The organism is Nocardia sienata NBRC 100364, assembly GCF_001613205.1.
In the GTDB taxonomy this organism is placed as follows: Bacteria; Actinomycetota; Actinomycetes; order Mycobacteriales; family Mycobacteriaceae; genus Nocardia; species Nocardia sienata.
Genome location: NZ_BDBX01000044.1, coordinates 54,062 through 70,281 on the forward strand (window position 1 = coordinate 54,062; position 16,220 = coordinate 70,281).

Annotated in this window: 18 protein-coding genes; 11 read left to right on the forward strand and 7 right to left on the reverse strand. The window is 68.5% G+C overall.

The window, feature by feature from the left end; translation table 11 throughout:
• Window positions 1–104: 104 nt before the first annotated feature.
• Window positions 105–401, forward strand: coding sequence for a hypothetical protein (locus NS4_RS22995; protein WP_245665627.1), 297 nt, complete (start codon window positions 105–107; stop codon window positions 399–401).
• A gap of 113 nt (window positions 402–514) precedes the next feature.
• Here the strand turns inward: NS4_RS22995 and NS4_RS23000 are convergent, their stop codons facing one another.
• Window positions 515–1,495 carry an LLM class flavin-dependent oxidoreductase gene (locus NS4_RS23000; protein ID WP_063061577.1) on the reverse strand — a complete coding sequence of 327 codons (981 nt, stop codon included), beginning with the start codon at window positions 1,493–1,495 and terminating at the stop codon, window positions 515–517.
• A gap of 67 nt (window positions 1,496–1,562) precedes the next feature.
• Between NS4_RS23000 and NS4_RS23005 the strand changes: the two genes are divergently transcribed.
• Window positions 1,563–2,363 carry a helix-turn-helix domain-containing protein gene (locus NS4_RS23005; RefSeq protein ID WP_063061578.1) on the forward strand — a complete coding sequence of 267 codons (801 nt, stop codon included), beginning with the start codon at window positions 1,563–1,565 and terminating at the stop codon, window positions 2,361–2,363.
• A 56-nt stretch (window positions 2,364–2,419) separates the two neighbouring features.
• Here the strand turns inward: NS4_RS23005 and NS4_RS23010 are convergent, their stop codons facing one another.
• Both NS4_RS23010 and NS4_RS23015 read right to left on the reverse strand, forming a co-directional pair.
• Window positions 2,420–3,301: an NAD(P)-dependent oxidoreductase gene (locus NS4_RS23010; protein WP_063061579.1), complete on the reverse strand. Its 882-nt coding sequence runs from the start codon at window positions 3,299–3,301 to the stop codon at window positions 2,420–2,422.
• Between the two features lie 306 nt (window positions 3,302–3,607).
• Complete coding sequence (locus NS4_RS23015; protein WP_063061580.1) at window positions 3,608–3,787, reverse strand: hypothetical protein; 180 nt, start codon at window positions 3,785–3,787, stop codon at window positions 3,608–3,610.
• 123 nt (window positions 3,788–3,910) lie between these two features.
• Here NS4_RS23015 and NS4_RS23020 point away from each other — a divergent pair, with 123 nt between their 5' ends.
• The 3 genes from NS4_RS23020 to NS4_RS23030 are packed head-to-tail and all read left to right on the forward strand — an operon-like array spanning window position 3,911 to window position 5,286.
• Window positions 3,911–4,147 (forward strand): FitA-like ribbon-helix-helix domain-containing protein, encoded by a 237-nt coding sequence (locus NS4_RS23020; RefSeq protein WP_063061621.1) that lies wholly within the window; start codon window positions 3,911–3,913, stop codon window positions 4,145–4,147.
• Window positions 4,144–4,548: a type II toxin-antitoxin system VapC family toxin gene (locus tag NS4_RS23025; protein ID WP_063061581.1), complete on the forward strand. Its 405-nt coding sequence runs from the start codon at window positions 4,144–4,146 to the stop codon at window positions 4,546–4,548. Before NS4_RS23020 ends, NS4_RS23025 begins: the two co-directional genes overlap by 4 nt.
• A gap of 27 nt (window positions 4,549–4,575) precedes the next feature.
• Window positions 4,576–5,286 (forward strand): helix-turn-helix domain-containing protein, encoded by a 711-nt coding sequence (locus tag NS4_RS23030; RefSeq protein WP_063061582.1) that lies wholly within the window; start codon window positions 4,576–4,578, stop codon window positions 5,284–5,286.
• Here the strand turns inward: NS4_RS23030 and NS4_RS23035 are convergent.
• Together NS4_RS23035 and NS4_RS23040 are read right to left on the reverse strand one after the other, a co-directional pair.
• Window positions 5,268–5,843: a dihydrofolate reductase family protein gene (locus tag NS4_RS23035; RefSeq protein WP_063061583.1), complete on the reverse strand. Its 576-nt coding sequence runs from the start codon at window positions 5,841–5,843 to the stop codon at window positions 5,268–5,270. The two genes, NS4_RS23030 and NS4_RS23035, sit on opposite strands and share 19 nt — an antisense overlap.
• A gap of 257 nt (window positions 5,844–6,100) precedes the next feature.
• Window positions 6,101–6,874 (reverse strand): SDR family oxidoreductase, encoded by a 774-nt coding sequence (locus tag NS4_RS23040; RefSeq protein WP_063061584.1) that lies wholly within the window; start codon window positions 6,872–6,874, stop codon window positions 6,101–6,103.
• Between the two features lie 140 nt (window positions 6,875–7,014).
• Between NS4_RS23040 and NS4_RS23045 the strand changes: the two genes are divergently transcribed.
• Entirely contained in the window at window positions 7,015–7,761 is a 747-nt protein-coding gene (locus NS4_RS23045; RefSeq protein ID WP_063061585.1) for a DsbA family protein, read from the forward strand.
• A 36-nt stretch (window positions 7,762–7,797) separates the two neighbouring features.
• Here the strand turns inward: NS4_RS23045 and NS4_RS23050 are convergent, their stop codons facing one another.
• Complete coding sequence (locus NS4_RS23050; protein WP_063061586.1) at window positions 7,798–8,259, reverse strand: MarR family winged helix-turn-helix transcriptional regulator; 462 nt, start codon at window positions 8,257–8,259, stop codon at window positions 7,798–7,800.
• A gap of 94 nt (window positions 8,260–8,353) precedes the next feature.
• Between NS4_RS23050 and NS4_RS23055 the strand changes: the two genes are divergently transcribed.
• From NS4_RS23055 to NS4_RS23080, 5 genes are all read left to right on the forward strand, one after another.
• Window positions 8,354–8,992 carry an SgcJ/EcaC family oxidoreductase gene (locus NS4_RS23055; protein ID WP_084487618.1) on the forward strand — a complete coding sequence of 213 codons (639 nt, stop codon included), beginning with the start codon at window positions 8,354–8,356 and terminating at the stop codon, window positions 8,990–8,992.
• On the forward strand, window positions 8,989–9,432 hold the full coding sequence (locus tag NS4_RS23060; RefSeq protein WP_063061587.1) for an SgcJ/EcaC family oxidoreductase: 444 nt from the start codon (window positions 8,989–8,991) through the stop codon (window positions 9,430–9,432). The genes NS4_RS23055 and NS4_RS23060 overlap by 4 nt, the downstream gene beginning before the upstream one ends.
• Before the next feature lie 380 nt (window positions 9,433–9,812).
• A complete protein-coding gene (locus tag NS4_RS23070) occupies window positions 9,813–11,222 on the forward strand; it encodes an outer membrane protein assembly factor BamB family protein (protein WP_063061589.1) in 1,410 nt (469 codons plus the stop codon).
• 93 nt (window positions 11,223–11,315) lie between these two features.
• Window positions 11,316–12,260 carry an ATP-binding cassette domain-containing protein gene (locus tag NS4_RS23075; RefSeq protein ID WP_063061590.1) on the forward strand — a complete coding sequence of 315 codons (945 nt, stop codon included), beginning with the start codon at window positions 11,316–11,318 and terminating at the stop codon, window positions 12,258–12,260.
• Window positions 12,257–13,018 (forward strand): ABC transporter permease, encoded by a 762-nt coding sequence (locus tag NS4_RS23080; protein ID WP_063061591.1) that lies wholly within the window; start codon window positions 12,257–12,259, stop codon window positions 13,016–13,018. Before NS4_RS23075 ends, NS4_RS23080 begins: the two co-directional genes overlap by 4 nt.
• Here the strand turns inward: NS4_RS23080 and NS4_RS23085 are convergent.
• Complete coding sequence (locus NS4_RS23085; protein WP_063061592.1) at window positions 13,002–16,157, reverse strand: ATP-binding protein; 3,156 nt, start codon at window positions 16,155–16,157, stop codon at window positions 13,002–13,004. The genes NS4_RS23080 and NS4_RS23085 overlap by 17 nt on opposite strands.
• Window positions 16,158–16,220 lie beyond the last annotated feature (63 nt).

The following is a 16,220-nucleotide window of genomic DNA, read 5'->3' on the forward strand; positions in this document are numbered from 1 at the left end:
GAGATGGGAGTAGCCGCCCAGAACGGAAAGTTGCTGGCGCGCCTTACCGTCGGGTGGAACCGCCCCGACGGTGAGTGCATACCAAGAGACGGGAAGGAGTGCGCGTGGACAGAGCGCTGGGGTTGGTCCGGCGAGATATCTACGGCGGTGGAGTGGATCTGGATCGGCTCGCCGAGCGGCACGGGTGCCGAGGGGTGTGGACGGTGCGGCTCGATACCACGCCACTCGCCTCCGGGCTGATCGTCGCCTCGGCGGTCATCGAGCACAATGTGAGCGCCGTCGTCGTATCGACTTTCGAGCACGCCGATTCGGTGCGTCATATCGTCACCGACCTGGCCGCACTGATCACCCCGATGTGTCACTATCCGCGCGGGTATCGGTGGCCAGTGGTCGAGCTGTGAGCTGGGACGATGTCGTTCTCATGCTACTGGTCGCCGGACTTCTCGGGCTGACGATCGCCTGGTTCCGCTCCCCATAGCGCGTATCGCACGCGAGCGAGTTGTCCCGGATCCGGTTACTGCAGGTGCCGCAGGTTCGAACCCCGTTGTAATTCAACCCCCGCGGCCTCGAGGACCGGCCGTTGCGGAAGCGCTGAAAGAGCCTCCGCGGTCCTGGCCAACTGCTCGGTGAACGTAGCGGAGTCGACCGCAGCGATCCGCAGCAGAATATGCCGCGCACCGGCCTCGACGAACCGTGCGAGCCGGCCGGCAATATCCGGACCGGTCATCATTGTCTGAATCTGCGCGACCGACTCCAGCGGCATGCGGTAGGTGGCCTGACAGTAATCGTCCAGCGCCTTCGCGCCCCGCTGGGCGTCGTCGTCCACGAACACGGTCGCGAACAGTGCCGGGGTGACCGGCCGGGTGGCGGTGTCACGGATCGCGCTCAGTGCGGTCGCGTAGTCCCCCGGGTCGGGCGGATAGGGCAGCCAACCGTCGTACAGTCGCGCGGTCCGGCCCAGCGCGGCCGGGGTGATCCCGCCGAGCCAGATGGGCGGGCCTCCCGGACGGGCGGGCTCGGGTACCTGGGGCAACCAGTCGTAGTGCAGAACCTTGCCGTGGAACGACTGCGGGTTGCCGGTCCACAACTCCCGCCACAGCGCGACCGTATCGTCGAGCCGGGAGAAGCGCGTGCGGAAATTTACCCCTACGAGCTCCAGTTCCTTTTCGCTGAAGCCGGGAAAGCCGGCCCCGACACCGACCACGAGGCGACCTTTCGACAGTAGATCCAGCGAGCCGAGCGTCACCGCGGCGTGTACCGGATGCCGGTAGGCGGGCATCAGCACCGCCGTGCCGAGCGTGACGCGTTCGGTCGCCTGCGCGACGGCGGTCAGCAAGGTGAGCGGTTCGATCCTGGCGCGGACGAGAGAGTCGCCGGCCCAGACGGAGTCGAAGCCGAGCCGCTCGGCCTCCACAGCGATCTCGACCAGGGCCTGCGCCGAGCCCCCCGCCTCGAGCTGGGCCTGACCCGCCGGAAGGAGAAGTCCGTATTCCATGTGATCAACCGTCGCCGAGCGAGGGTATGCACTCAATTCCCTGCAGGGAATATGCTTCGCTCACCTCATGAACGGTTTCGGTGCGGCGCTGAAGGACTGGCGGAAGCGGCGACGGCTGTCGCAGCTCGAACTGGCACTGCGGGCCGGTACCACGCAGCGGCACGTGAGCTTCATGGAAAGCGGCCGGTCCATGCCGGGACGCGGCATGGTGGTGCGGGTCGCGGAATCACTGCAGCTGCCGCTGCGGGAACGAAACGCACTGCTGCTCTCGGCCGGCTACGCACCGAGCTACCCCGAAACCGATTTGGACGACCCCGCGCTGCAACCGGTTATGGACAGTTTGCGGCGGCTGCTCGACGGGCACAGTCCGTACCCGGCGATCGTGGTGGACCGGTTCGGCGAGCTGGTGGCGGCCAACGACGGGCTCGACATACTGACCGAAGACGTCGCACCGGAACTGCTGGAACCACCGGTGAACGTGCTACGCCTGGCGTTACATCCGCGCGGTATGGCGCCGCGGATTGTGAACTTCGACGATTGGGCGCAACACGTGCTCGAACGGCCGAGGCAGGACAACGCCCGCGCCCCGCACGCGCGGCACACGGCGATGCTGGCGGAACTGGAAGGTTACCTGCCGCATCCGCCCCCGGTCGGCGCGGATCATTTCGGTTTCGCCGTTCCGCTGCGGCTTCGATCCAGTGTCGGCGAGCTGAGCCTGATCACCGCGATCACCACTTTCGCCACTGCCGTGCACGTCACGATTTCCGAGCTGCGATTGGAAACGTTTCTGCCCGCTGATTCCCGCACCGCGCAAGCACTGGAGCGAAATACCCGAGCGGTCGGCCGGCGCGGTTCCCGACTCCGATAACGACGAACGGTGAGCACGGGTTAACACTGTCGGCGGTGTACAGCCTGCTGCACTGATCACTGTGCGGCGGTGAGCAGTTCGAAGAGAGCCGTGATGCTCTGTTCGCCGCGGCCCTCGGCGACCGCGCGGCGCAGCAGGTTGTGCATGGGGGTGTGCCAGGACAGGTCGACGCCCGATTCGGCAGCCAGTTGCGCGTCGTCGACGAGTGCGGTGTGGAACAGGTCGATGCTGGAGCCGAGGAGGCTGTAGTTCCCGGTGTCGATCTCCTCGGCCAGGACCGGCAGCAGCGACTCGACCATCTGCAACCATTTCACCGAATACGGGACCATCGTGTGCGCGGGCAGGCCGCGGGAGGCCAGTACCGCGGCGCCCTCGAGAAAGCCGAGCAGCGCGGGCAGCAACGTGGCACCGACCGCGGATTCGTAGAGTGCGGCGAGATCGGTTTCCACGCCGAGGAAGTCGAGTTCGCCACCGAGGACGCGCAGGGTGTCCGAATGCGCGTCGAAGACCGCGCGGTCGCCGCCGAAGTACAGCAGCGTGTCCCGGGCGCCGACGGCCGCGGGAACATTCTTGATCGCGCCGCCGAGGAAACGGGCACCGGCGCAACGCACCCACTGTGCGAATTCTCGGGCCTGTGCCGGAGTTCCGCTGTTGAGCGTGACGATATCGCGGTCCGCGACGATCTCGGCGTCATGCGTCAGACTCGCGCGAGTGGCGGCGAAAGTGCTCAGGCACGCGATGATCACCGGACTCGCCTCGACGGCATCGGTGATATCGCGGTGTGCGATCGCGCCCGCGGCGACCAGCGCCGCGGCCCGCTCCGGACTGCGGTTCCACACATGTGTCCGGTACCCGGCGGCGAGGAACGCGCGGACGAGCGCGCTGCCCATGGATCCGGTGCCGAGCACGGTTACCGTCGCTCGTTGCCCTGAGTTCATCTGCGGCTCCGATCACTACGCGGCGACCGGATGATCACCGCGGAGCTTCGAGTCTCGGCGCGCGGCGCGTCGGCCGACAAGTACGTACTTTTTCCGCCAGTTGCTCACCTACAGGTAATGCACCAGGTCATACCGGTGTGCCCGGGCTGCTGTGCCAGGCGTCTCAGTACGGCTGCGCGTAATTACTCACGCCCGGAGGCGTAGTTCAGGGAGCGCGAAGAAGTCGGCGGTCCACCGGCGGGCTGCATCGACAAGTACTTGCGCGCCGCCCCGGCGGACCGGGAGGCGGCTCGCGCATTCGCTACGTCAGTACGGGTAGTCCCGGAACGTCATGACGCCACCGACGAGGACGAGCAGAACCGTGAGGATATAGACCGTGACACGGAACCACATCGGTCCGTAGTAACTGACCGCCAACGACGCACCGAGCGCAGCGAGGATCAGCACTATCCCGTAGAAGGGTGTGCGTTGCTCCTTGTCAGCCATTCCTTCAGTGTCCTCCCACGGTGAGAGGGGTGGCAATGCCCGAGCCGGCTCCGGTCGACCCGGTGGCCGACGGCTCCCGTACAGTTCACACATGCACATGCCATGCGCATGTACCCTCGGTGCATGAGTGTCGCAATCCAGATCAAGGACGTTCCGGAGGAGGTTCGTGACGCCATAGCGCGCCGGGCGGCCGCCCGGGGACAGTCGACTCAGACCTATCTCCGGGCCCTCCTGGAAAGGGAATTCCGCGCCGAACGCAACCGGCAGCTCATCGAGAGCTTGGTGGGGCGACGTTCCCTGACCATGGACGCCGATGCGGTGGTCGCACAAATCCGTACCGACCGCGAGGACCAGGAGTGATCGTCGTAGACGCCAACGTCATGGTGATGGCGCTCGCCGGACCGTCCGACCGTGGGGAGGCGGCTCGCGCAGCGCTTTTCGCGGACGACGAGTGGGCCGCGCCCGCCCATATGCCAATGGAAGTCGTACGCACCCTGCACAAAGCGGCCGTGACGAATCAATTGGCCGGCGCCGATGCCGACGCCGCTTTCCGGGCGCTCACTGCCATGCAGATCACGTACGTCGAAACAGACTCGCTACTACTGCACACTGTGTGGAAGCTGCGCCACAATGTCCCCATCTATGACGCCGCGTACCTCGCAGTGGCTGCCCTGCACGACGCACCCCTGGTCACCTTCGATGCGCGGCTCGCCAAGGGAACGTTTCAAGCGATGCCCGAGGTCGCGGTCACCGTTCTCTGAACGCCCGGATCGGCCTACTATCCGACCGTGGAACTGCTGTTCGGGACGCGGGCGTCGGATTCGCCGTGGGTCGAGTCCGTGTGGACCTGCCGCAGTGAACACGTGTCGGAGATGACCTCGGTCGCGTCCGAGACCTGGGGGCTGGTGTTCTGGGAGCAGCGGGGGCGACCGTACGCGGCGATCACCGGTCCGGAGAGCCGCACCGGGACCGCGCCCGTGCCCGAGGGTGCTGGGTTCGTCGGTATCCAGTTCGCTGTCGGGACGTCGCTGCGGGCGACGGCGACATCGGCCCTGGTGGACGGTGGCGTGGTACTGCCCGAGGTGACCGGCCGGACCTTCTGGCTCGACGGAGCCCGCCGGGAGACACCGCGGCCCGACGACGCCGAGGCGCTGGTCGATCGGCTCGTCCGCGAAGGAGTCGTGGTCCGCGATCCGCTGGTCTCGGCAACGCTGCGCGGATCGCCGCCGGAAGTGACCGAGCGGACACTCGAGCGCCGTTTCCGGGCGGCGACCGGGCTCACCCAGGGGGCCGTCCGGCAGATCGGGCGCGCCCGGACCGCCGCGCTGCTGCTGGCCTCGGGTGAGACGCCCGGCGATGTCGTCGACAAGCTCGGCTACTACGACGAGCCCCATCTCGCCCGGGCGCTACGCCGGTATGTCGGCCGGACGGCCCGGCAGCTGCGCGCCGGGTCCGGTGGCGCGATCGCGCTCGATCCCGGTCAGCGCACGACGTCGTAGACGAGCTTGGTCACGCCGTTGGAGTAGGTGGCCGAATCCCGCACCCGCAGGGTCTGCTTATCGCGGTCGGCGCGACTGAACAGACTCTTGCCCGCGCCCAGCAGCACCGGGAACACGAGCAGGTTGTACCGGTCGATGAGGTCGGCGTCCGAGAGGCCGCGGGCCAGTTCGGCGCTGCCGTGGATGTAGATCGCGCCGCCGTCGGTCTGCTTCAGCTTCGCGACGTCGTCGGCGGTGCGCAGGATCGTGATCGGGCCCCACCCGTCGATCAGCGCGTCCTCGCGCAGGCCGGATGAGACGACGTATTTGGGCAGGTCCTCGTAGTCGGCGTGATCGTCGGAATCGCGCCAGATCGGGGCGAAGGCCTCGTAGCTGCGGCGGCCGAACATCAGCGCGGTCGTATCGGCGAGTTCCTCGCCTTTGAGCGCGAATGCTTCGGGCACGAACTCGGTGTCCATCACCCAGCCGCCACTGCGGTGTCCCTCGACGGTGCCGCCGGGCGAGTCCACGACGCCGTCCAGCGACATGAAGCCCGTGTAGACGAGTTCGCGTGTCATCTGTTCCTCCTGAGTACGGGCCTCGGATTCGGCCTGAGGTCAGCGTAGGAACAGCGGCCGCCATTGTCTTGGACGAAACCGACACGACCGCTGCCGAACGTGAGGCACTGCCGGATGCCGGTACGGGGTCGCGCCCTGGCCGTCGGTAGCACCGGTGAAACCGCGGGTCCTGACCGCAGCTCCCCGCGGGCTCGGGGCCTCGACGCCGTCCGCAGGGCGAGCGGAAACAGTCCGCCGGCTGGACAACAGCGAGAACCTCAGCGGCCCCGATCCTGTTCGCGGCGCGCGGCGAGGAACTCTTCGAAAGTGATCCGTCCGTCCCTGTGGTCCGGAGCGAGCTGGAGCCCGGCGCGGAAGTCGCGCATCGCTTTACCGGGCAACGGAACCGCCAGTACCGGTCTGCGGCGCCCGGCGGCTCGCAGGTACGCCCGGGCCAGGTCGGTCGCGGCGCGTATCTCCGGTCCGCCCAGGTCGGGTACCCGGCCGCTCGCGGCACCCGCTGCCAATGTGGCGAGGCGATCGGCCACCTCGGTGACATCGACCGGTTGGAAACTCACCTTGGACGGCATCGCGAGGAGCGGTAACAACCGCTGGTAGTCGCATATCTCGGCGATCAGGTTGTGGAATTGGGTGGCGCGCAGAATTGTCCACGGCAGCTCCGACCGCTCGATCAGAGCTTCGCACTCCACTTTCGCGCGGTAATAGCCGAGTGCGTGGTGGTCGATACCGACGATCGACAGGTACACCAGATGTGGGCGGCCGACGGCCTGCGCGGCCTCGACCAGCGCACGGGTCGTGGTGATGTCACCGCGGCCGTTGGTGGTGGCCAAGTGGACGATCACCTCGATACCGCTGAGCGCCTCGCCCAGCCCGGCTCCGGTGCTCAGGTCCCCCACCGCCCACCGATGGGCCGTCGGTGCGCGTTCGGAACGGGTCAGGACCCGCACATCATGGCCGGCGGCGAGCAACCGGGGCACGAATACGCGCCCGAGTCGGCCGGTACCGCCGGTGACCAGTATCCGTTTCGTCATCCGTCTCTCCGTCCTCGGTGACCCCACCGGTTCGCCGGGCCACGACTCGGAACCGAGCCGCTCCACGGAAGCATCTCACCCGACCCGGCCGGCGCCGACTAGGCTGATGGAGCAATGTCCGGCGAACGGGAGCGCACGAATTGAGCACCTACCCCGGCGGGTGGCCGCCCCCGCAGAACCAGGGATCGAATCGCCGGCTTCTCGTGATCGCGACCCCCTTCGTGGTGTTGCTGGTGGCCGCCGCCGCGATCGGTATCGGACTGCTGGCGCGAAGTGCTGCGGCAGAGGAGATTCCCGGCACCCCGACAGCGACGGCCGGCGATTCGGCTCCGGCGCATGTGCTGGCCGACGGCGCGGTCCGGATCGGCGAACCCGGCGCGAAGGTGACCGTCCGCGTCGTCATGGACCTGCAGTGCCCCGCCTGCAAGGCATTCGAGGAGGCCAACGGCAAGGTGCTGGAGGACGCCGTGCGCGACGGCACCGCGGCGGTCGAATACAGCGTCATCACCTTCCTGGACCGCGCCAGCACAACCGAGTACTCCTCCCGGGCGGGCAATGCGGCATTCTGCGTCGCGAATTCCGGTGTGGACGACTATCAGGCCTGGCTTTCCGATATGTTCACCCGACAGCCCGAAGAGGGCGGTGCCGGCCTGCCCGACAGCGCGTTGATCGATATCGCGGAATCCGCCGGCTACACCGATCCCGCGGTGGCCCAGTGCATCACCGACCGCGAGTACGACACCTATCTGCGCACGAAGACCGACGAGGTGCTGAACAGCGGCGTGAACTCCACCCCGACCGTCACCGTGAACGGCGAGCAGGTCACCGACGCGGCCGCTCTCATGACCCCGAACGGCCTCGCCGCGGTGATAGCCGCCGCGCGCTGAATCGGGCCACCGGCCCGCCGGTTTCGCAGCCCCCGCTCAGTCCCCGGCCGCTCCCCCGATCTCCTCCGCGGCCCGACGGTAGGCGTCGGCGGCGCGGGAGAAATAGTCGAACAGTAGTTCGCGCTGCTCGGACGGATAACTCTCGATGATGTTCCCGATCTCACGCCGGGCGGGGGCCAGCACCCGATCGAGATCGGCGGGCCGATCGATCGGCTCTACCACGACCTTTCGGCGGTCGCCGGGGTCGGGGCCGCGGCGTACGTAACCGGCCTGTTCGAGCCGGTCGATCAGGCGGGTGGTGGGCCCGGTGGTCAAACCGGTCCGCGCGCCGAGTTCGCCGGGGGTCATGGCGCCGCTCAGCTCCAGAACGTTGAGCGCGTACAGATCCGACGCTCCCAGCCCGACCGCCTTGGCGCCGGCCTGCGCATGGAGCACCACCGAACTCAGGTAGCGCCTGAACACCAGGCCGGGGTCGGTGTTGTGCGCATCCGTTGACAAGTCCGCGACCTCCCTCTAGCTTCTTCTTCAACAAAACTTCTTCCTTCAAGAAGAAGAGTCTTATAAGCAGAGAATAACACGGACGGGGTGCACCATGACCAAGACAACCCGCGATACCGCACCTACTACGACTCGCGGCTCACGCCGCCGCACGGTCGTACGCGTTCTCGGAGCCACCGCGCTGACCCTCGGCATCGCCGCGGGCGGCGGATATATCTGGCTGGACCGGACCTCCGATATCCGCGATACCGGAGTCGCCGAGTGCACGAGCGTGACGCCCGACGGTGGTAGCGCGCAGGACCTGCGGGAAGTGTGCGACACCATCGGCGCACTGACTGCGGCCTGGGGTCGCGGCGACGCCGACGCCTATGGTGCGGCCTTCACCGAGAACGCCACCTACACGACCTTTCTCGGCACCCACTACACGGGTCGCCGTGATCTCACCGAGGCACATCGAGCTCTGTTCTCCGGATTCCTGAAGGACACCGAACTAGCCGACTCCTTCCTCGGCGCGCGCTTCTACGGAACCGATGTAGCGATAGTCACCAGCCGCGGCGACCGATACGAGGGCGACCGTCCGACGGAACTGTCGAAGACACAGACCTACACGCTGGTACGGGAGACCGACCGCACATGGCGGATCGCCGCCTTCCACAACACGCAGCGCCGGACGTTGATGGAACGCCTCTCTTTCCTGTTCGACCCGGCGACCGAACCGGAGGCCGAGCGATGAACGTCGACACCGACACACTCGCCATTCGTGCCCTGATCGAACGCAGCCGCGACGCGTGGGATCGCGGCGACGGCACCGCGTACGGCGCCTGCTTCACCGCCGACGCCACCGATGTCACCTATGCCGGCACCGTCTACCGCGGCGGCGCGGAGATCGGCCGCGCCCATCAGGTCCTGTTCGACAGCTTCCTGAAGGACACCCGCCTGCGCCTCGACATCGTCGAGATCCGGCGGTACGGGCCCGATATCGCTGTCGTCGTGACCCGTGGCGAATCCGGTAAACGCCACCCCCGGAAACTGCGAAAACTCGCCACCTACACCATCGTCCGCGAGACCGGTGGGCAGTGGCGCATCGCGGCGGTACAGAAAACCCAGCGCAAACCGCTCACCGAAGCCGTGTCCTTCCTCTTCCAGCCCACTTCGCGTCCCTCGGCACGCTGATGACCGCACTCACTGGTCCCGGCGTCACTGGTCGCACCGGCCGCTCGGACCCGCGAGAAACGTCGCGACGTCCTGGTCGTATCTCGGCGCGGACTCCTCCTCGCGCTGGTGGTGGGCGCCGAGCTCGTCGTCCGCTCCGGCACTCCTACCGGTCCGGATCCGGCGGCCCACGCGACCGCGATCGGAACGGTACCGAAACGTTTCGGAGATAACGATTTCGGCGAGCTGCCAGCGACGGGGCTCGGCACACCTGTCGCGGGTTGCGAAGGCCCGGAACGAATCAACGGTATCGAGTCGCTGTTCCCCATTCCGCCGAAGCCGCTGATACGTTACCTGTTCGCACAGCCCGTTCTGTTCGGCTGTATGAAGGAGACCGCCCGATGAACAAGGCTACGAGGTGGCCGATCGACCGGGGAACACGCAAGATCTGGATCTCGGTGCTGCTCGTGGTGGCGATGGGCGTCGCGGTGGTCGTATGGGTGGGGCGGTCACCGGATGAGCCGCCGGAGGCCGCCGTGCTCGCCGGTCGTTTCCTGGTCTCGGCACGGCTCGACTCCGCTCCGGTGCCGAAGTGGACTCTGCGGGCTGCCGACCTGTCCGACGAGCCCGGCGCGGTACTGCTGGCGGCGCCGCAGACCCTGCACAGCTATTACGGCTACGGGGCGCCGATGGATGCCGGGACGGTGATCGTCGCGGCGACCGCGGTGCCCGGCGGGCCGGGAGCGGGCGAGAATTCCGGGGCGACTGTCGGTCCGGTTCGGATGCACGGCATCGATCCGGATACCGGTCACGTGCTGTGGACGACCGATGTGGGCGAACTCGACGGCTGCCGGGAGCGGGTGTCCGGCGGAAGGCTCGCGTGTCACGGCACGCATCGAGTGGTGATAGTCGACGCGGCCACGGGCGCGATACTCGGGGACCATCCGACCGACTTCGAGGTCACGGATGTCGCGGTCCGTGACGGTGTCGTAGCGGTGACCGGCCGGACCGAGGACTGGATGACGGCGGTCGTGACTCGCGGCACGGTATCCGATATCGACGCGATCTGGCGGCGGACCTATCCGACGCCTGTCGCCGGCGACCCGGTGACCCCGCGGATCGACGGGACCGCCCAGAACTACTTTCTCGACGGGCACGACCACAGCGTTCGCGTCTACGATCTGCACTCCGGCGAGCCGCTGTTCACCGGTCCCGTCGCCTACACCTTCGACGGCGGCCTCATCGCGTCGCAGGTGATCGAGCGCGGCGGGAGCGCGGGGCGGGTCGCGCTGCTCGAACGCAGCGGCCGGCCTATCACCGAGGTCGGCAAGGCGAGTTCCATCCTCGAGTGGTATCCGACCGCGACCGCGACACCGCCGCCGATCCTCACCGGCGAGAGCGCCTACGAGCGGAGCTCGGGCCGGGTTCTGTGGACGAACGCGCAGATCGGCATCGACGAGCCCACCGGTCGCTCGAGCGCGGTGGAAGGAGTGGTGGCCGATACCGTGATCGTCCGGTCGCCCGGTGGAGCGGAGTTGATCGGCCTCGACCTCACCGACGGGCACCGGGTCTGGGCGCTGCCGACGCCGTTCTCGAACACGCTGCGCTACGACGGCATCACCGACGCGAGCCACCTCATCCTGTCCGACGGCACCACCGTGCACGCGATCGCCGCCGGCGACGGTGCGGTTTCCTGGTCGATGCCGTTGCCGCCCAGTGGCAGGCCCGCCTTCCGCACGGCGGTGCGGGCGATGGGCGGACATATGGTCACGGTGACCGCCCAGGAGTTCACCGGATACGCCCCGGCGTAGTGGACGGCCCTGCCCGTCACCCGGGACCCCGTGTCATGGCCGTGTCAGCTCGGCATCAGGGCGATATCAGCCGCCGCGCCGACAGTACTTCCCATGAGCAATTCGGCAATCGCGGCCTCGGGGCTGCGGAAGGCGTACGGGGACAGAACCGTCCTCGACGGTATCGATCTGAACATCGGTGCCGGCACGATCTTCTCCCTGCTCGGTCCCAACGGGGCCGGCAAGACGACCACGGTGAACGTGCTGACCACCCTGTTGAAGGCCGACGGCGGCACCGCGCGGGTCGCCGGGCACGATATCGCGACCGAGACCAAGGCGGTACGGGCGGCGATCGGGGTCACCGGGCAGTTCGCCGCGGTGGACGATCTACTCACCGGGGAAGAGAACCTGGAGCTGATGGCCGATATCCATCGGCTCCGAGGTGACGGGCGCAAGCGGGTGGTCACCGAACTACTGGACCGGTTCGACTTGACGGAGTCGGCGCGGAAACGGGCGGCGACCTATTCCGGCGGTATGCGGCGGAAGCTGGATCTGGCGATGACGCTGGTCACCAAGCCGGAGATCGTCTTCCTGGACGAGCCGACCACCGGGCTGGATCCGCGGAGCCGGCGCACCATGTGGGAGATCGTGCGAGGTCTGACGGATCAGGGCGTGACGATCTTCCTCACCACCCAGTATCTGGAGGAGGCCGATCAGCTGGCCGACCGGATCGCGGTGCTCGATCAGGGGCGCATCGTCGCCGAGGGCACGCCCGGCGAACTCAAACGCCAGGTCCCCGGCAGCTATATCCGGCTCCGGTTCACCCACCTCGGCGAACTGGACGCGGCGCAACGGGTACTGCCGGGTTCCACCCGGGACGACGAGGCACTGACGCTGCGGGTGCCCGGTGACGGTGGCTCGAAATCATTGCGGCAGGTGCTCGATCGGCTCGACCATGCCGCGCTCGAGGCAGCCGAGGTCTCCGTCCACACACCCGATCTCGACGATGTGTTCCTTTCCCTCACCGGCCACGCGACCACGGAGGTCACCGCATCATGAGCACCATCACCGCACCGCTGGCCGATTCGTCGATCATGCTGCGGCTCAATTTCAAACACTCCACCCGGAATCCGGTCACCATCTTCAACGCGGCCTTCATGCCGGTGGTGATGATGTTGATCTTCGTGTACGTGTTCGGCAGCGCCTTCGACGTCGGCGGCGAGTACATCGACTACGCGACGCCGGGCATGCTGCTGCTGGCCATCAGCTACGGATTGTCGGGCACCGCGGTGGCGGTGAGCTCGGATATGTCGAAGGGCATCATCAACCGGTTCAAGGTGATGGATGTGTCCCGCAGCGCCGTCCTCACCGGCCATGTCGTGGCCACCATCCTGACCAATGCGGTCGCCGTAGTGGCCATCCTCGCGGTGGCGTTCGCGCTGGGCTTCCGGCCACCGGCCACGGGGCTGCACTGGCTGGGCGCCCTCGGCATCCTGGCGGCGACCTCGTTCGCCGCCGCCTGGCTCACGGTCGCGCTCGGTATGGCGGCGAAAACCCCGGAGTCCGCCGGTATGGGCGTGGTGCCGCTGATCATGCTGCCCTTCGTGAGCACCGCGATCGTGCCGGCCGAGAAGATGGGCCAGGGGGTGCGGCAGTTCGCCCAGTACCAGCCGTTCACGCCGATCATCGAAGCACTGCGCGGGTTCCTGGCCGGTCACCCCTCCGGCGGTTACACGGCCGCGGCGCTCGCCTGGTGCGCCGGGTTCGCCCTCGTCGGATACGTGTGGTCGCGGGCCACGTTCAACAAGCGAGCGTGACGGCGGCCAGTTCCCGCCAGTCCGCTTCCGCGCCCTCCCGCATCGCCTCGGTGAAGTCCGCTTCACCGAGGCGATCTCGTACCGTCCGCTCGATCCGAACCGCGTCCGGCTGGGAGCGATCGGGCGTCCCGTGCACGGCGGTACTCGCCGCGAGCAGCCGCGCGGCCTCGAGAGCGTGGTCGGCGCGCAGCGCGAGATCCGCGATCCCGACGATCACCTGGGCGACCAGAACTGAATGTCCCGCCTCGGCCGCCGCCCGGAAGGCGGTGCCGTGGTGGGACCGGGCCTGTTCCGGATCGGTGGCGAGGTACCCCAGCATGGTGTGGATCATGGCGGCGAGATGGGGCGTCTCGGCTTCGCTGCCCAACAGGGTTGTCGCGACCCGGATCTGCTCGCGCGCCTCGTCGGCCGCACCGCGCCAGCGGGCCAGCTCCGCTTTCGCCAGCGCCAGTTCGGCCAGCGCCACCGGCCAGGCGACCCGGTCCGCGCACCGCTGCGCCTCGGCCAGCGCGGCCGCGCTCGCCTCGGTATCACCCGCCAGCCAGTACAACTGGGCCTGCCGCGACAGCAGCCCGACGATGTCCTCGGTCGAGCCGATCTCGGTGACCACGGCATTCGCCTGTTCGAAAAGTTCACAGGCCACCGCGAATTCGCCGCGGCTGGCGTGTCGGTTCGCCGCCTCGGTCAGCGCGAAAGACATCCCCCACCGCTCACCGAGGGCGCGGAACTCGGCCAGCGCACCCTCGAGATAGCGGTCCACTTCCGGTCCGTCCCGGCCCAGCACGATGCGCATCTTGCCCATCTGCAACCGGGCCAGCGCACGCACCCAGGGGTCGGCGGCGGTGAGCAGCGGTTCGAACGCGGCCGGCAACGCTTCCGGGCCGTGCAGCACACGTTCCAGCGCGCCGATGAACGCCACCGCCGGATGCCCGGCCCGCACATCGCGGCCGACGCGGTGGGCCTTGCGGATCCATTCCCCGACCTGGTTCGCGTCGTTGCGTCCGGAACTCAGGAAATGCACGACCAGCGCGTACACCATGGCGCGGGTCTCGTCGTCCACGTCGGCGGGCGCGTCCGCGACCGCGGAGAGGAACTCCAGACCTTCGGACTTGTACCCGCCGAGCCACCAGTACCAGCCGGCGGCCGCGGCGAGCCGCAGCGCCCCGGTCGTATCGCCGGCCGCGAGCGCGCCGCGCATCGCGACAGCGATATTGTCGTGCTCGGCCCCCAGCACCGCGAGCCATTCCAGCTGTTCGGCGCGGCGCAGATGCGGTTCCGCGGTCGCGGCGAGATCGGTGAAATAGGCCAGATGCGCTCGGCGCGCCGCGTCCGTCTCGCCGGACTCCGCCAGCCGGTCGCGGGCGTACTGCCGGATCGTGTCGAGCATCCGGTAGCGCGGCTCGGTCTCCGCCGCGGTGAGCAGGAGCGATTTCTCGGTGAGCGCGGTGAGCAGTTCGAGCACCTCCCACTGCTCGACCCCCGAGTCCGGGCCGGCGCCGGGGTCCGCGCACACCTGTTCCGCCGCCGCCAGACTCGCGCCGCCGGCGAACACCGCGAGCCGGCGCAGCACCGTCCGTTCCGCGTCGGTGAGCAGCTCCCAGCTCCAGTCGACCACCGCACGCAAAGTCCGGTGCTGCCGGATCGCGGTGCGGCTGCCGCCGGTGAGCAGCCGGAACCGGTCGTCGAGGCGGTCGGCGAGCTGGTCGAGGGACATGGTGCGCAATCTGGCGGCGGCCAGTTCGATCGCCAGCGGTATCCCGTCGAGGGCACGGCAGACGCGGCCCATGGTCGCCAGGGCGCGGGGGTCGGCGGCGAGATCCTGGCGCACCGCTCCGGCGCGGTCCCGCAGCAGTTGCACCGCCGGGGACGCGGCGATCTCGCCGGGGTCCGCGTGCGCGGCGGGTAGCGCCAGCGGCTCGACCTGCCACAGTGCCTCGCCGGTGATACCGAGCGGTTCCCGGCTGGTGGCGAGGATCCGCAGTCGCCGGCACTCCCCCAGGACCCGGTGGGCGAACACCGCCACCGCGTCGATGACATGCTCACAGTTGTCCAGGATCACCAGCGTCTCGCGGTCACGCACCGCCGCGACGAACCGTTCGATCGGTTCGGCGTTCGGGGCGCCGCCGAGCAGCGCGTCGCGCAGGCCGAGCGCGGCGATCGCCGATTGCGCCACGTCACCGTTCGCCTCCACGGACGCCAATTCGACCAGCCAGGCGCCGTCGGGGAGATCGTCGAGCAGGGTCTGCGCGGTTTCCACCGCGAGCCTGGTCTTTCCCGAACCCCCGGGACCGGTCAGAGTGGTGAGCCGATGATTGGCGATGAGGTCGCGTACGGCGGCGATATCGGCGTATTTGCCGATGTATCCGGTGAGTTCGGCACGCAGATTGGTCCGGCGCCCGGTGTTCTCCGGGCCCACCTCGCCGCGCAACAGCGCGACGTGCAGTTCGGACAGTTCCGGGGAAGGATCCACTCCCAGCGTGTCGGCGAGCGCCTCCCGCGCATCTTGATACACCACCAGCGCCTCGGATCCACGGCCCGCGGCGCCGAGCGCGCGCATCAGCGCCGCGACGAGCCGTTCCCGCACCGGATACCGGGCCACCAGCTCGGTCAGCTCGCTCACCTGCTCCGCGGCCCGGCCGAGGCGGGTCTCCGATTCGTACAGGTCCTCGGTCGCGGCCAGGCGCAGCCCCTCGAGCCGGGTGAGCACCGCGTCCACGGCCTCGTTGTCGCGTACTTCCACGTCCTGCATCGGCGCACCGCGCCACAGGCCGAGTGCCTCGCGCAGCAGCCGGGCCCGCTGCGCGTCGTCCCCGCCGCGGGCCTCGTCGAGGAGCTGCTCGAACCGCACCGCGTCGACCGCGCCGGGGCGCACGGTGAGCCGGTATCCGCCCGCCTGCCCCTCGAGCGATCCGCCCGGGAGCAGCCGGCGCAGCCGGGAGACCAGCGCCTGCAGGGCGTTCGCGGCATCGGCGGGCGGCTGCTCACCCCAGATCCAGTCGACCAGGGTGGTCCGCGGGACCGGGCGGCCGGTTTCCAGGGCGAGGGCGATCAGCAGCGCCCGTAACCGGACGCCCGGTACCTCGATGGATCCCCCGTCGTCTGCTCGGATGTCGAGCGGTCCAAGCAACGCGATCTGCACCGGACCATTCTGCCGCAGCGAGTCGCACGGTCTCTCCGAGAGTGAATATCACCGCTCTGAGCA

What these genes read in the sequence shown, in the direction of transcription:
- NS4_RS23005 (WP_063061578.1), top strand. Translation starts at nt 1,563, where the DNA reads ATGAACGGTTTCGGTGCGGCGCTGAAGGACTGGCGGAAGCGGCGACGG.
- NS4_RS23015 (WP_063061580.1), bottom strand. Translation starts at nt 3,787, where the DNA reads ATGGCTGACAAGGAGCAACGCACACCCTTCTACGGGATAGTGCTGATC.
- NS4_RS23040 (WP_063061584.1), bottom strand. Translation starts at nt 6,874, where the DNA reads ATGACGAAACGGATACTGGTCACCGGCGGTACCGGCCGACTCGGGCGC.
- NS4_RS23080 (WP_063061591.1), top strand. Translation starts at nt 12,257, where the DNA reads ATGAGCACCATCACCGCACCGCTGGCCGATTCGTCGATCATGCTGCGG.
- NS4_RS23020 (WP_063061621.1), top strand. Translation starts at nt 3,911, where the DNA reads ATGAGTGTCGCAATCCAGATCAAGGACGTTCCGGAGGAGGTTCGTGAC.
- NS4_RS23060 (WP_063061587.1), top strand. Translation starts at nt 8,989, where the DNA reads ATGAACGTCGACACCGACACACTCGCCATTCGTGCCCTGATCGAACGC.
- NS4_RS23075 (WP_063061590.1), top strand. Translation starts at nt 11,316, where the DNA reads ATGAGCAATTCGGCAATCGCGGCCTCGGGGCTGCGGAAGGCGTACGGG.
- NS4_RS23070 (WP_063061589.1), top strand. Translation starts at nt 9,813, where the DNA reads ATGAACAAGGCTACGAGGTGGCCGATCGACCGGGGAACACGCAAGATC.
- NS4_RS23010 (WP_063061579.1), bottom strand. Translation starts at nt 3,301, where the DNA reads ATGAACTCAGGGCAACGAGCGACGGTAACCGTGCTCGGCACCGGATCC.
- NS4_RS23000 (WP_063061577.1), bottom strand. Translation starts at nt 1,495, where the DNA reads ATGGAATACGGACTTCTCCTTCCGGCGGGTCAGGCCCAGCTCGAGGCG.
- NS4_RS23055 (WP_084487618.1), top strand. Translation starts at nt 8,354, where the DNA reads ATGACCAAGACAACCCGCGATACCGCACCTACTACGACTCGCGGCTCA.
- NS4_RS23035 (WP_063061583.1), bottom strand. Translation starts at nt 5,843, where the DNA reads ATGACACGCGAACTCGTCTACACGGGCTTCATGTCGCTGGACGGCGTC.